The organism is Paenibacillus sp. FSL M7-1046, from assembly GCF_038007405.1.
Taxonomy (GTDB): domain Bacteria; phylum Bacillota; class Bacilli; order Paenibacillales; family Paenibacillaceae; genus Paenibacillus_AQ.
The window spans coordinates 6,704,518-6,717,410 of the sequence record NZ_JBBOXB010000001.1 but is presented as its reverse complement, the minus strand read 5'-3'; the positions used below and the strand labels follow the sequence as shown (position 1 = coordinate 6,717,410).

General features: G+C 50.6%; 15 protein-coding genes. 11 read left to right on the top strand and 4 right to left on the bottom strand.

The annotated features are described in order from the left end of the window. The first annotated feature begins 25 nt into the window (after nucleotides 1-25). From NYE29_RS30055 to NYE29_RS30045, 3 genes are read left to right on the top strand one after another with little or no spacing between them, the layout of a single operon-like run. On the top strand, nucleotides 26-493 hold the full coding sequence (locus NYE29_RS30055; protein ID WP_144024344.1) for a hypothetical protein: 468 nt from the start codon (nucleotides 26-28) through the stop codon (nucleotides 491-493). A 4-nt stretch (nucleotides 494-497) separates the two neighbouring features. Continuing rightward, nucleotides 498-1,031: a macro domain-containing protein gene (locus tag NYE29_RS30050; protein WP_256718138.1), complete on the top strand. Its 534-nt coding sequence runs from the start codon at nucleotides 498-500 to the stop codon at nucleotides 1,029-1,031. A gap of 39 nt (nucleotides 1,032-1,070) precedes the next feature. Next, nucleotides 1,071-1,547 (top strand): GNAT family N-acetyltransferase, encoded by a 477-nt coding sequence (locus tag NYE29_RS30045; RefSeq protein ID WP_340898754.1) that lies wholly within the window; start codon nucleotides 1,071-1,073, stop codon nucleotides 1,545-1,547. An 8-nt stretch (nucleotides 1,548-1,555) separates the two neighbouring features. Here NYE29_RS30045 and NYE29_RS30040 read toward each other — a convergent pair whose 3' ends face one another. Further along, on the bottom strand, nucleotides 1,556-1,753 hold the full coding sequence (locus tag NYE29_RS30040; RefSeq protein ID WP_076111344.1) for a hypothetical protein: 198 nt from the start codon (nucleotides 1,751-1,753) through the stop codon (nucleotides 1,556-1,558). A gap of 84 nt (nucleotides 1,754-1,837) precedes the next feature. Here NYE29_RS30040 and rpiA point away from each other — a divergent pair, with 84 nt between their 5' ends. The 5 genes from rpiA (at nucleotide 1,838) to NYE29_RS30015 (ending at nucleotide 7,374) form a co-directional block, all read left to right on the top strand. Then, the gene (rpiA, locus tag NYE29_RS30035) at nucleotides 1,838-2,518 is read left to right on the top strand and encodes a ribose-5-phosphate isomerase RpiA (RefSeq protein WP_179091774.1); all 681 of its coding nucleotides are present in this window, start codon (nucleotides 1,838-1,840) and stop codon (nucleotides 2,516-2,518) included. Between the two features lie 79 nt (nucleotides 2,519-2,597). Then, nucleotides 2,598-3,005 (top strand): VanZ family protein, encoded by a 408-nt coding sequence (locus NYE29_RS30030; protein WP_076111346.1) that lies wholly within the window; start codon nucleotides 2,598-2,600, stop codon nucleotides 3,003-3,005. 94 nt (nucleotides 3,006-3,099) lie between these two features. After that, on the top strand, nucleotides 3,100-3,540 hold the full coding sequence (locus tag NYE29_RS30025; RefSeq protein WP_076111347.1) for a GNAT family N-acetyltransferase: 441 nt from the start codon (nucleotides 3,100-3,102) through the stop codon (nucleotides 3,538-3,540). 226 nt (nucleotides 3,541-3,766) lie between these two features. Next, on the top strand, nucleotides 3,767-4,219 hold the full coding sequence (locus NYE29_RS30020; protein WP_038590729.1) for a MarR family winged helix-turn-helix transcriptional regulator: 453 nt from the start codon (nucleotides 3,767-3,769) through the stop codon (nucleotides 4,217-4,219). Next, a complete protein-coding gene (locus tag NYE29_RS30015; RefSeq protein WP_340898750.1) occupies nucleotides 4,216-7,374 on the top strand; it encodes an MMPL family transporter in 3,159 nt (1,052 codons plus the stop codon). The genes NYE29_RS30020 and NYE29_RS30015 overlap by 4 nt, the downstream gene beginning before the upstream one ends. 264 nt (nucleotides 7,375-7,638) lie before the next feature. On the opposite strand, the gene NYE29_RS30010 is transcribed toward NYE29_RS30015, so the two are convergent. Next, nucleotides 7,639-8,313, bottom strand: coding sequence for a tetratricopeptide repeat protein (locus tag NYE29_RS30010; protein WP_076111349.1), 675 nt, complete (start codon nucleotides 8,311-8,313; stop codon nucleotides 7,639-7,641). A 176-nt stretch (nucleotides 8,314-8,489) separates the two neighbouring features. On the opposite strand from NYE29_RS30010, the gene NYE29_RS30005 reads away from it, so the two are divergent. Both NYE29_RS30005 and NYE29_RS30000 read left to right on the top strand, forming a co-directional pair. After that, nucleotides 8,490-9,485, top strand: coding sequence for an aldo/keto reductase (locus NYE29_RS30005; protein ID WP_340898748.1), 996 nt, complete (start codon nucleotides 8,490-8,492; stop codon nucleotides 9,483-9,485). Between the two features lie 175 nt (nucleotides 9,486-9,660). Continuing rightward, on the top strand, nucleotides 9,661-9,822 hold the full coding sequence (locus NYE29_RS30000) for a hypothetical protein (protein ID WP_179091770.1): 162 nt from the start codon (nucleotides 9,661-9,663) through the stop codon (nucleotides 9,820-9,822). 84 nt (nucleotides 9,823-9,906) lie between these two features. Here the strand turns inward: NYE29_RS30000 and NYE29_RS29995 are convergent, their stop codons facing one another. Together NYE29_RS29995 and NYE29_RS29990 are read right to left on the bottom strand one after the other, a co-directional pair. After that, nucleotides 9,907-10,806 carry a manganese catalase family protein gene (locus NYE29_RS29995; RefSeq protein WP_340898745.1) on the bottom strand — a complete coding sequence of 300 codons (900 nt, stop codon included), beginning with the start codon at nucleotides 10,804-10,806 and terminating at the stop codon, nucleotides 9,907-9,909. A 183-nt stretch (nucleotides 10,807-10,989) separates the two neighbouring features. Further along, entirely contained in the window at nucleotides 10,990-11,202 is a 213-nt protein-coding gene (locus NYE29_RS29990) for a hypothetical protein (protein WP_340898744.1), read from the bottom strand. Nucleotides 11,203-11,443: 241 nt separating this feature from the next. On the opposite strand from NYE29_RS29990, the gene NYE29_RS29985 reads away from it, so the two are divergent. After that, complete coding sequence (locus NYE29_RS29985) at nucleotides 11,444-12,805, top strand: ABC transporter substrate-binding protein (RefSeq protein ID WP_340898742.1); 1,362 nt, start codon at nucleotides 11,444-11,446, stop codon at nucleotides 12,803-12,805. The last annotated feature ends 88 nt before the right edge of the window (nucleotides 12,806-12,893 follow it).

Sequence of the window (12,893 nt, the reverse complement as noted above, 5' to 3'; positions counted from 1 at the left end):
TTCTGAAGAATGGCGGGTGACAGAAATGATTACTGTAGTTGGGGGCGTCGTGTTGTTTCTGTTGTTTGCTGCAGGACTGCTTGCCTACCAGAGCAGCCGGATGATTTCCGAGCGGGAGGCGAGTGAATCTGCCGCACCTACCGGTTCACTGATGTACTCCGTAGTTAATCAAGCGTTCGCAGAACATGAAGAACGGCCGGAGGCGGTTCCGTTATTTCAGTTCACTGTGCTTTCCGGACCGGGAGAACAGCTCGCTAAGGGAGAAAAGGGTACGACTTCCGCTTTATGCCGTGTACCGGCCGGCACGGGAGAGATGGTTCTGACCGACGCGGAGAATTGGATGAGAAGCAACATCCGCAAAGCTTCCATTGAAGGAGCAAGGGTCGTATTTGCTTCCTTTCCGGAGAAGGCGGACCGCAGGGGAGAGAAAGAGCTGATTCGGAACTTGGAGGTTACGGCGAGAGAGGAGGCCGAACATGCAAATCATCATTAATGATGTGGCGGTATCTGTCCGCGAAGGTGATATTACGTCCTGGCAGGGTGATATGATTGTGAATGCATCCAATTCCGGCCTTTATGGAGGCGGTGGTGTTGATGGAGCGATCCACCGGGCTGCCGGACCACGAATTGCTGAGGAATGTGCGGTAATCCGCCAGAAGCAGGGAGGCTGTCTGCCTGGTGAGGCGGCATTAACGAGTGCAGGCAGGCTGCCTTTGCTGGGCATTATACATACAGTAGGGCCGATTTGGAAAGGCGGGAGCGCCGGGGAAGCCGATACTTTGGCCAAATGTTATGCCAGCAGCCTCGACTTGGCGTGCTTAAAGGGTGCGAGGAGCATAGCCTTTCCGAATATCAGCACCGGGGTTTATAATTTCCCTAAAGTGTTGGCCTGTGAAATTGCGCTTCATACGGTCATTGAGTATGTGGTGGCCCAGGATTCCCGGTTGCTGCCGCTGAAAGAGATCTCATTTATTTGCTTTGAGAAGGGTAACGCTGAATTATATGAGGAAACGCTTAAAAATTATATATAGCTGGACTTGCGCTATGGTTGAAGTGGAGGAGAGACGGTAATGACGTCTATAACTGATGTTAATTTTGTTGTAGTTGATCCCGGGAACACGGATTTGCGTTCGTTAATTGACCGTCTGGATGAGGATCTGAAATCCCGCTATCCGCATGAGACCATCTACGTTGTGGATTTCACCGATCCGAAGGTAAAAGAGATGACTTTCGTGGTAGCTTATCAAGGAGAGAAGCCGGTCGGCTGCGGAGCTTTGCGCCCGCTTGACCCGGACAGTGCGGTGATGGAGCTCAAGCGTTTCTATGTGGACCCGGGCAGCCGCAAGCAAGGAATAGCCAACAAGATGCTGCTGGATCTTGAGGCGAAGGCCATTAGTGCCGGCTGCCGGGAAATCCGGCTGGAGACGGGCATCAAACAGCCGGAAGCCATTGCACTCTACGTGAAGCATGGCTATCGGCCGATTGATTTGTTCGGACCTTATATTGGCGATCCGGATAGTTTATGTTACGGTAAGGAACTCTTCTAATCTGATGTTCAAGCGTGGTATTTGCCTGCAGGGGCATTCAGCACCCATTCCAGCATCAGCATCATATCCTCCAGCCGGGTAAGCTGGGCGGTTAGGGCTTCGCGTTGCGGGCTGTCCTCGGCCAGTGGTGTCAAACGTGACTCCAGAGACCTGCGTTGGAGTGTTAATTCATTGATTTTGGACTGAATCTGATTTTCGGTTCTCATCCGGAATCCTCCTGGTGATGATAATTTTATAATGTAAAGCTATTTCATTATTATAACGGATAATATGGAGGTATTAAAATGAGTATCAATGTAAAGCAGCTGGCTGCGGAAAAAGCCGTGGAGTATGTGGAAGACGGAATGAAGGTTGGCCTCGGCACAGGTTCCACCGCATATTGGGCCATCCGCAAGCTGGGTGAACGAGTGCAGCAGGGACTTAAGATTACCGCAGTAGCTACCTCACGTGCTTCGGAGGAGCAGGCCCGCGAGCTGGGCATTCCACTGGTTGCATTTGGTGATGTTGACCACCTGGATTTGACGATTGACGGAGCGGATGAACTCGATGGCCGGCTTCAACTGATCAAAGGCGGCGGCGGTGCCTTGCTGCGCGAAAAGATCGTGGCCATGGGCAGCACACGCATGATTGTGGTGGCGGATGAGAGCAAAGCGGTAGAAACGCTGGGCAAGTTTCCGCTGCCGGTTGAGATCGTTCCCTTCGCTTGGGAATGGACAGTCGCTGAACTAGCCAAGCTGGGCTGCAAGCCGGAGCTGCGGCGGAGCGGCGATGAATTGTACAAGACAGACAACGGCAATTACATTGCGGACTGCCGGTTTGAAGCGATTGCTTCCGCTCCTGAACTTGCGATGTCTCTGCAGGGCATTCCGGGCGTTGTTGAACACGGCTTGTTCATTGGAATTGCCGCTCTGGCCATTATCGGCAAGAACGACGGCAGCATCGAAATAGTGGAAGGTGAAAGCAATCTCTAGTCCACGTAAGACGCAGAAACCCGTAAACCGTTCTGCCCGGGGAAAACTTCAGCCGAAGCCGCGCCGAATATGGGCTTGGATGCTGCTAATTCTGTATAGTGCAGCCGTTGTGTACTGGATGTTTATCGGTTTTGGCCGTGTTGTTCATCCGGACGGACCGCTGCAATATAATCTGGAGCCGCTGCGGACCATAAAACTCTATTTTGATTTGGACAATGGGGTGCCCTTCTCCGGCCGGCTGGTGAATCTGCTGGGAAACGTCGCCGTGTTCATTCCCTTTGGTCTCCTGCTGCCGCTGCTGAAGAAGCGGCTTAATTCCATGTTTGGGCTAACCTTACATATGGCTTTATGGATATTGCTGCTGGAATCCATGCAAATGCTGCTGCGTGTCGGCAGCTTTGATATTGACGATCTGCTGCTTAACTTGCTGGGTGTGTGGATAGGCTATATTTTTCTTCATTTGGCATGGGGTAAATCATTAAACTAAAGTTTCACAAAACTTAAGCGTATGCTTTCGAAGTGAGTTTTGTACGAAGTATTATCAGGAAGCTATGCTCACAAAACTTTTAGGAGGTTTAAAAATGCTGATAGATCTGAAGCATCTCGTGGGTTCTCCCGAGGTGGACGAGCTGCTGGCTTATGCTGTTATTGATGAACCGGATGCACTGCAGCGCACTTCAGCCGAATATAGCGCACAGGCTGCACTGCAGCTGTGCGGCTGGGAAGAGGAAGGTCTGCTGCTGGGGCTGGTGGGCTTTGAAGAAACGGAAGACGGCTCACTGGACATCCGCCATATCGCCGTACTGCCAGAAAACAGGGGCAAAGGGTATGCGCGCGGAATGATTCTTGAGCTGCTAACTGCGCGTCAGCCCCGTTACCTGCTGGCAGAAACTGAAGACGAAATAGCTGCTGACTTCTACCGCAGCCTTGGGTTCATGGTGTACAGCCTGGGTGAAAATGCCGCAGGAATCGAAATGTTCCGCTGTGTATATGAGGTTGAGGAGTCTGAAGACGAAGGATAACCGAGAATAGGCTAAGGGGAAAAGAGAGAATTCTCACCTCCTTCCGGCAAACAGCCATTTACGCATGTCACCCGTGCGGAATGGCTGTTTTTGTTATGCAAAATGCAAATTAGCCGCTGCTGGAACACGGAAAGGAACATATTGACTTTTTGGGCGGCAGACCATATAGTTTTACTGTGAAACAGTTTCATACGTGAACTATTAATAGTGTTGGGAGGTTTGAATTTTGAAAGAAGAGGCGGAACACTGGATCAACCGCTATTTGGATGCATACATGGTGGTGACTAGGCAGATTAGCGCCCGTGTCAAGGAGCGGATTCCGGAAGGACTGACCAATGACCAGTTTATTATTCTCCGGCTGATAAACAGTCAGGAGCTTTGTACTTCCACATTTCTGGCCGAGGCGGTTGCGGTAGGCAAGAGTTCGATAACGGCAATTATTAACCGGCTGGACGAAGCTGGACTGATTCAGCGGACCCGGGACGAGAATGACCGCCGCCAGGTATATCTGACACTCACGGAGCATGGGAAGAGTGTGCATCAGACCGCCGAGAAGCAGGTTCAGGAAGTGATCTCTCCCTATCTGTTTGATTTTGAGGAAAAGGACATTGAGAAATTTATTACCATGTTTGAGAAGCTTGCATTTTTAATGCATGAAACAGGAGGGAGAAACAATTGAAGACCATACTGAAAGCTAGATGGGCTGTAATTACAGTCTGGCTGGCTGTAGCAGTAGTGTTATTTTTGACGGCGCCGGCGATGTCGGATCTGGTGCGCGAGAAGGGGCAGATTGCTGTTCCGGATGGCTACACCTCTTCGAGAGCGGCCGAGATTATGAGAGAGGTGGCTGACGCCAAGGGCGGTGAGACGCTGCACCAGGTTGCCCTTGTTTTTAATAAGCCGGGTGGACTGAGCGCAGAAGATACGGAGAGCATTAAGCAGGGCGTTGAGCAGCTTGCGGCGAGCAAGGAATCGCTGAAGCTGGATTCCATTACCGACCCCTTTTCTCAAACCGAATTAAAGGATACGCTGATTGCGAAGGACGGGAAGACCATTATGGTCGCACTGTCGGTAAAAGGCGGAGAAGAAGTGGTCAAGGAGCTCCCCGCTAAAGTAGCAGCCCTGTTAAGTGATGTAACAGCCGGTCATTATCTGACCAGCGAAGGACTGATCACGGAAGATACCATTGTCAGCTCAGAGGCAGGGCTGAAGAAATCGGAGTATATTACCGTTGTATTTATTCTCTTGATCCTGTTCGTTGTATTCCGTTCGTTCGTTGCGCCGTTTGTGCCGCTGCTTACGGTCGGACTGAGCTATATTGTATCGCAATCGGTTGTGGCTTTTCTGGTGGACCGGTTTGATTTTCCGTTATCCACATTTACGCAGATCTTTATGGTGGCCGTACTGTTCGGGATCGGGACGGATTACTGCATCCTGCTGATCAGCCGGTTTAAGGAAGAGCTGGCAACCTCTGAGGATACGAAAAGTGCGATTATCACGACCTACCGCAAAGCGGGGGGGACAGTATTCTATTCCGGTCTTGCGGTATTTGTAGGGTTCCTGGCCATTGGGTTGTCCAAATTCATGCTGTACCGTTCTGCGGTTGCAGTGGCCGTAGGGATTGCCGTGATGATGCTGGCGCTCGTGACTGTCGTTCCATTCTTTATGGCGGTATTGGGCAAAAAGATGTTCTGGCCATCCCGCGGGAAGCTGGAGCACAGCGAAAGCCGTATCTGGGGGGCTGCCGGTTCCTTCTCCTTAAAAAGACCGTGGGCTGCTTTGCTGATTGTAGCTGCGGTAGTAGTGCCGTTCCTGGTCACTTATGGCGGCAAGCTGTCCTTTAACAGCATGGACGAAATCGGCTCCAACTACGCATCGGTTAAAGGCTTCAACATTATCTCCGAGAGCTTTGGGCCGGGAGAATCGATGCCCGGCAAAATAATCATCAAAAATGATGACCGTATGGATACTCCTGAATATATGGGTCTGGCTGAAAAAATCAGCCGTGAGCTGGAAAAGGTCGACGGCGTCAAAGCTGTGCGCAGCATGTCGCGTCCTACGGGGGAACAGATCAATGACTTCCTGATCCCGACTCAAGTGGCTACACTGTCAGAGGGCCTGGATCAGAGCAATGAAGGGCTTACGAAGATTCAAACGGGGCTTGCGCAAGCAAGTAAGCAGCTAAGTGACAACGAGCCGAAGTTGAACGAAGCCGTATCGGGCAGCGCGAAGCTGACGGAGGGCACAGCTGAGCTGAAACAAGGTATCGCCGCGCTGGGCGATGGACTTTCCCGTATAGAGAACGGCATTAAAAGCGGATCAGCGGGAGCAGGTGAGATCAAAGCCGGTCTGGCGCAGGCAGCAGCCAGCGCGGAGCAGCTTGCGGACGCCAATGCTGCACTACTGGCAGGCTACAAGCAAATCGGCACGGGGCTGACCGCATTGGACGGAGGCGTTGCAGGGCTGCAAACCCAGCTCCAGGGCGTGGCTGCTGCACTTACCGGGCTGGATACTTCCTTCAAAGGCCTGGAAGCCAGCCATCCTGATCTTCTGCAGGATGTTGATTACCAGACGATTAAAGGAACGGTAACGCAAACCGGCACGGGTACAGCCCAGCTTGCCGCAGGACTTGGACAGATTTCAGGTCAGCTAAAAGCTGCAGCTGCCGGTCTGAACAAGGCTAACACCGGATATGCCAAGGCCGCTGCCGGTCAAACGGCGCTGGCACAAGGTCTGGGCAAGCTTGTCGCCGGAATCGGCCAGCTGCAGACGGGCCTGAATCAAGCGGCGGCGGGGCAAGGGCAAATTGTCGATCGCATTCCTTCGATCACAAACGGGCTCGACCAGCTGCAGGGCGGCCAGCAGCTGCTTGCTGACGGGTTCGGCCAGCTTACCGGACAAATCGGCCAGCTTACAGACGGTTTGAATGACAGTGCGGATGGCCTGAAGCAAATCACCGGCGGGCTGAATTCTGCTCAAGCGTACCTGGGGCAAATTCAGGAGGCCAAAGATGATGAGCTGAGCGGATTCTTCGTACCGTCTGAGGCGCTGGAAGCCGAGGGCATCCAGCAGATTTTTGATACGTACCTGGCAGGTGACGGTAAGGTGATGACGCTGGATGTTGTTTTCGCCGAGAATCCCTATAGTTCCGAAGCGATTGACAGCATTGGAGATATTCAGGCTGCCGTGGACCGGGCTGTGAAGGGCACGAAGCTGGAGAATGCGGAGACCGCGATCAGCGGAGTGACCAGCACCTATAGCGATCTGCAGAAGATTTCCAATGAGGATTACTCGCGGACCGTTATCCTGATGCTGTGCGGTATTTTCATCATTCTGGTATTACTGCTTCGATCGATTATCATGCCGATTTATCTGATAGTTTCACTCGTTATCACATACTTTACGGCGCTGGGAATTACGGAAGCCATCTTTGTGAATCTGCTGAATTATTCCGGAATTACCTGGACTACTCCATTCTTCAGCTTCGTTATGCTGATTGCGCTTGGGGTGGATTACAGCATCTTCCTGATGGCCCGCTTTAATGAGAACAAGACCTGGGATGTGCGTGAAGCGATCCTGCATGCCATGCGCAATATGGGGACAGTCATTCTGTCGGCTGTAGTGATCCTGGGCGGAACCTTTGCCTCGATGTATCCTTCCGGCGTATTGTCGATGATGCAGATTGCTACTGTAGTTCTGGCTGGTCTTGCTCTTTATGCACTGGTCTTCCTGCCATTTTTCGTTCCTGTTATGGTACGGATGTTTGGCCGGGCGAACTGGTGGCCGTTTTCTTCGGCATCAGCGGAGGATCAGCCGAAAACATTAGATTTATAAGATTCGGCATGACTTGAATTACAGCAAAGAGCAGGCTTCTGGGACAGTGGAGCTTGCTCTTTGCTGTTTATGAAGAAACAGGGCGAAAAAAATTTATACGTAGAGGTAACCATTCACCACATTCCTAGCTTGAAATGACCGTTCCTGTAAAATAGCATAAAAAAACCTCTGGTATGCACAGGGAGTGCAGAAGCCGGAGGTTTATGCATTTTGCGTTAATGATTGCAGGAAGGAATAGGCGTATAATGGAGCCATCCCGGTTATTTATGTACGCAGCTTTGCGAAATAACTGCGCAGCGCCCAGCCGCGTTCCTGGCGTTTCTTGTACTTTGGCAGTGAGCGGTAAATGGCCGTAGATTCGGCAAAAGCGCGTTTGGCGTCTTCATTTCTGCCCAGCGCTTTGTACATAGAGCCGGCCAAATAGTAGGCTTCACTGGAAGAGGACTGAATTTCCTGGAATTGTCCTACATAATAAAGAGCTTTGTCATGGTCGATATTGCGGAAAGTCTCGGCGAGACGGAGATAAGGCTGGCCATATTGCGCTCTGCGGTTGATTTCCAGTCCTTGAAGCATCTGCGCTTCCCCCTCGGGAAGCTGTCCCAGCTTGAGATTCACATAACCAAGCTCCACCCAATATTCGGCGGATTGCTCGTAACGGTCAGCGATCTGCACAAGCAGCTCTTTGGATTCGCTGAAACGCTTGCGTTCGGTTAGCAGCCGGGCCAGTTCGAACTTGGCGGAGACATCATTGGGATTCAGCGAGATGGTTGTCCGCAGCTTGGAAATTTGCCGGCTCCGGCGGAACGGCTTCGTGATGCTTGGAAAGATGCCGACATATCGGCGGTCGAGGAAATACAGAATGACCAGCAGGATGATTAGGGCAAGAAAAGGATTGCCGACCAGATTTAACAGCATGAAAAAACCGAAGATTTTTAACATGAATTCCCTCCATAAATGATTGTGTTTCCATTCTGCAACACGGTTTGTTTGTAGTATGGCGTTGCAGAGCAGGGTAATTATACCATATTTGCTGGTGGATCTGAGCTCTATTTTGGAGTAGTTTTGATTCTGGAGTGATTTTTACTATCTTGGTTCTGAAAGAAGGATGAAACTTGGTGACAGAGACAACAGCAGTAACTTTACGCCCCTTAGGCCAATCATCGTTATCCGTTTCACCGCTCGGGCTGGGCTGCTGGCAGTTCAGCCGGGGAAGCGGAATCGTAGGAAGGTACTGGAGTAATCTTAAGGATGCAGATATCCTTGATATCGTCCGTGTCAGTCTGGAAGGCGGCATGAACTGGGTCGATACCGCAGAGATCTACGGCGGAGGTAAATCAGAAGAGGCGCTTGCCCATGCGCTGGATCAATTGCAGCAGGAGGGCAGTCTCCATGCCAAGCCGCTGATCGCCACCAAATGGTGGCCGATGCTCCGCACAGCGAAATCTATTTCATCTACAATTGATGAACGGCTCACCTGTCTGGGCGGGCGAAGCATCGATCTGTACCAGATTCACCAGCCATTTTCCCTGTCCTCAATAGCCAGTGAAATGAAAGCGATGGCCGGTCTGGTCAAGGATGGCAAAATCCGTTATGCAGGGGTCAGCAACTATTCGGCCCAACAGATGGTGGAGGCGCACAGGATATTGCAGCAGTATGGTCTAACTCTGGTCTCGAACCAGGTGAAATATAATTTGCTGCACCGGAAGATTGATGAGAATGGAACAATGGAAGCGGCGAAGGAGCTGGGCATCTCAATCATTGCATACTCTCCGCTGCAGCAGGGGATTCTGACCGGACGTTTCCATAAGGATCCTTCACAGATCCATGCAGTTTCGAGGATGCGGCGGATGCAATCCGGTCTGGATGAGAAAAGCCTGGCCCGCAGCAAGCCGCTGATTGATCTATTATCTGTTTTGGCCGAGAAATACAGAGTGACACCGGGCCAGATTGCCCTAAACTGGCTCATACATGTTCACGGGGATACAGTGGTCGCCATTCCAGGCGCTTCCAAGGTCCGGCATGCGGAAGAGAACATCGGGGCCATGAGTTTCCAGCTTGTTAGGGATGAGCTGGAGCAGCTGAATGAAGCTTCTTGGGCAGCCTTGAAATAAATATTCGATACGAAGAAGATTATAGCCTCCGGCCGGGTTATCGGCGCGGAGGTTATTTTTTTCCTGAAAGTGCAAAAAAAATGTTTAGGGATGGAAATGATGGGTTAAATAAGAGATAAGAAAATGCGCAACCACGCAAATTCAGGTGCAGATTACGGAAGGAGGTTGAACCTTAATGAATATGACAGTACATAATCTTATGGCTTTCAATCATCAGTATTTTAGACCTCAACCCGTGGTCGAAGCCAAATCTTCCAACTCCGATGACAAGACTCGCAGCTTTCAGGATATTCTGAACGAGAAGCTGAAGACATCAACGAATGAGATGAAGAGATAATTAGGAAGTTTATGACACAGTGATGACAATGAGAGAAGCCGGACAAAGATCCCCCTGCGGGGCCTTTGTCCGGCTTCTTTGAATTTAGCGGATATTGGCCGCCTGCTGCAGGCGTGCTGCAATGGCGAGGAAATCCTCCTCTGAAAAACCCGGAGCGAATTCTTCCGGTACTTCAGGAGCTTCGGCAATCGGAAATCCTTTAGGGGAGCCTTCAATGACCTCTAAGGGCTGGCCGTCTTCAGGGTGCGTCCCCTTCCAGATTTGTTTGATCTCTGTGAAATCTCCCTCGCTGTTCGTGTACAGCTTCGTATGAATCCCTTTGGACTCATATTTACGCGTTTCACTAAATGCTTTATTGCTGAGGGAAGGGATTGGAATGAGCTTGCTGACATCTACACCTGTAGCCATTTCCAGCGCTTTGGCGTAGGCCACCACATGCACTCCGCCGCGTACCAGCAAAAACCCGACCACCTCACGGGCAGCCGGATGGTCTGTCATTTCATAAACCTTCATCTTGTGGGTACGGGCGCCGCATTCCAGAAAGAAGTTATGCAGCAAGTCCAGAATCAGATTGCCGCTGTTAAAGACATATTCTCCGCTCCATGGGCGTCCCATGGAATCTACAGGCAATGCGCCTTGGCCACCGCTAAGTGCAAAATAGGTGTTGCGTGCATTTTTGAACGGCTCCAGCGGCGTTTGATCCGGTTCTTTATAGGAGGTGGAGCCGCAGAGGCATTTATTAACTGCATGCGAGACCAGTTCAACATGGCCCAGCTCTTCTGCGGTGATGCTCATGAGCAGATCATAGAACGGCTTGAGCTTTTTTTTGCTGCGGAAATTGAAAGACTGGAACAGGTAATTGTTCAGTGTGGACATCTCCCCGTATTTCCCGCCGAGCAGTTCCTGAACAGCAGCAGCAGCATTGGGGTCGGGGCGTTCAACCTCGGGAATCTCAATAGCAATCTCGTCAAATCTTTTGAACATGGGGGCACCTCACTATGGATTGTTGTTGGCTGACCAGCCATTCCTCGCTCTATAGTGTCTCCCTGCCTGTAAATCTATACTCAATACTATTGTTAATTTCCGTCGTAATGTTGGTTGCCCCAAAGCTGTCGCCGGATGCGTCTCTACGAGATACAGTTCCTCTCCATTCTCAAAATATTTGAGCTAGGGTCTGACCTCAAAAAATTCGCAGCTCCGCCGGGAATAGTAGGTTAAATCGCTGACCCGCGACTGGATGACAACATCCGAATCTGTAAATCGGACAACCGTCGCTCCGGAATTCACCAGATGATCGTCCTGAAAGACGCGCACAGGCAGCTTGCGGTCAACGGCATCCTGTAAATCACTGTCTGTCAGTAAAGGCCGGTTGATAGGCATGAAAGGTACTCTCCTTTGATGGGTGAATAATTGCTTGAAATAAAACCAGTATACCTGTGCAGAGGATAGAAATCCAATGGTTCCAAACGGGAGGCGGCTGTGGAAATGGGTGTATTAGAACCTGAATTTACCATATCGTAAATATTTCCACCTCAAATCGGAAGTTTGCCTCCTCAAAAAAAGATTTCTCCTACTGTACACTAAGACTTGTAAGAGAAACCTTTGAGAGGGGTACAGAGGAATGAAAAAAGCAAAGAATCTGGCGTTGACGCTTGCTTCAATCATGCTCGTTGGTTCACTGGCAGCATGCGGAGGTAACAACAACGCTGAAAACAACACTGCGAAAAATAATGCAGGTAACAACGTTAAAAGTACAGATGCACCGGCAACGGAAGGAGATAAAACGGAGCCGGCTGAGAAGGTTGAGCTATCATTCTGGACACTTGGCAGTGTTAACTATGAAGAGCTGGCGAAAGAATATACCAAGGAACATCCGAACGTTACAATCAAAATTCAGAACACCGGTGACCAGACTGCCCATCACAACAATCTGACAACTGCGTTGTCGGCGAATTCGGGAGCGCCTGATATTTTTCAACTTGAAATCGGTTTCATGGAACGTTTCCTGGGTGCTCAGGATAAATTCTACAACCTGAATGATCTGGGAGCAAAAGATATTCAAGCCAATTATCTCGACTGGAAATGGAAGCAAGCCTCCTCTGTTGACGGCAGCTTCCAGCTCGGACTTCCAACGGATATCGGTCCTACCGTTGTCTACTACCGCACGGATTTGGCTGAAGCAGCGGGACTGCCAAGCGATCCGGAAGGGTTCGGTGCTGCTATTGACTCATGGGATAAGCTCGCTACTGTAGCGAAAACCTTCAAGGACAAAACCGGTAAATACTTCTCTGACTTAACAGATCTGACGTATAACGCACTCCGCGACCAATCTCCTGATGAAATCTACTTCAGCAAGGCTGACGGCAAATTCATCGGAGATACCAATCCGCAAGTGAAAAAAGCTTACGATTTCACCGTTAAAGGCATTCAGGAAGGCTGGGTCAGCAATATGCTGCTGTGGTCTCCTGAGTGGGGTCAAGGCATGACCGACGGATCGTTCGCCGTAGTTATGGGTCCTGCATGGATGGCCGGCTATATTAAGACCAACGCTCCTGATTCTGCCGGTAAATGGAAAATTGCTCAGCTGCCCGAAGGTGCCGGAAACTGGGGCGGTTCGTTCATCACCCTTCCTAAGGAAGGCAAGCATCCGAAGGAAGCTTATGATTTCATTCAATGGCTCGTCAACAAGGACAATCAGCTCGAATCGTTCAAAGCTAAGGGTCTGATGCCTTCCATTCCTGCACTGTATGAAGATCCGGCATTCGTAGATTTCAAAGATGACTTCTTCGGCGGCCAACAAATCGCAGTTGAATTTGGTAAGGCGGCTAACCGTGTTAAACCGGTATACTACGGACCGCTGCATGACCAAACCGATACCTTCTTCAAGAACGCGCTGAAGAACGTAATTGAGAAAAAAGCCGACCCTGCCAAAGAGTGGGATGAAGCAGTTAAACAAGCAAAAACCCTTGAGGAACGCAGCTAAGCATTTCAATAAGGAAATGATGCCTGTAATGCCGGATTCATGGAGAGCCGCACTCTCTGTGAGTCCGGTTTTAGTGAAATAGGAAGAC

Bases quoted from the DNA above. Each gene is read 5' to 3' on its own strand.
- NYE29_RS30055 (WP_144024344.1), top strand. From the start codon at position 26: ATGATTACTGTAGTTGGGGGCGTCGTGTTGTTTCTGTTGTTTGCTGCA.
- NYE29_RS30045 (WP_340898754.1), top strand. From the start codon at position 1,071: ATGACGTCTATAACTGATGTTAATTTTGTTGTAGTTGATCCCGGGAAC.
- NYE29_RS30040 (WP_076111344.1), bottom strand. From the start codon at position 1,753: ATGAGAACCGAAAATCAGATTCAGTCCAAAATCAATGAATTAACACTC.
- NYE29_RS30030 (WP_076111346.1), top strand. From the start codon at position 2,598: ATGCTGCTAATTCTGTATAGTGCAGCCGTTGTGTACTGGATGTTTATC.
- NYE29_RS30025 (WP_076111347.1), top strand. From the start codon at position 3,100: ATGCTGATAGATCTGAAGCATCTCGTGGGTTCTCCCGAGGTGGACGAG.
- NYE29_RS30010 (WP_076111349.1), bottom strand. From the start codon at position 8,313: ATGTTAAAAATCTTCGGTTTTTTCATGCTGTTAAATCTGGTCGGCAAT.
- NYE29_RS30000 (WP_179091770.1), top strand. From the start codon at position 9,661: ATGAATATGACAGTACATAATCTTATGGCTTTCAATCATCAGTATTTT.
- NYE29_RS29995 (WP_340898745.1), bottom strand. From the start codon at position 10,806: ATGTTCAAAAGATTTGACGAGATTGCTATTGAGATTCCCGAGGTTGAA.
- NYE29_RS29990 (WP_340898744.1), bottom strand. From the start codon at position 11,202: ATGCCTATCAACCGGCCTTTACTGACAGACAGTGATTTACAGGATGCC.
- NYE29_RS29985 (WP_340898742.1), top strand. From the start codon at position 11,444: ATGAAAAAAGCAAAGAATCTGGCGTTGACGCTTGCTTCAATCATGCTC.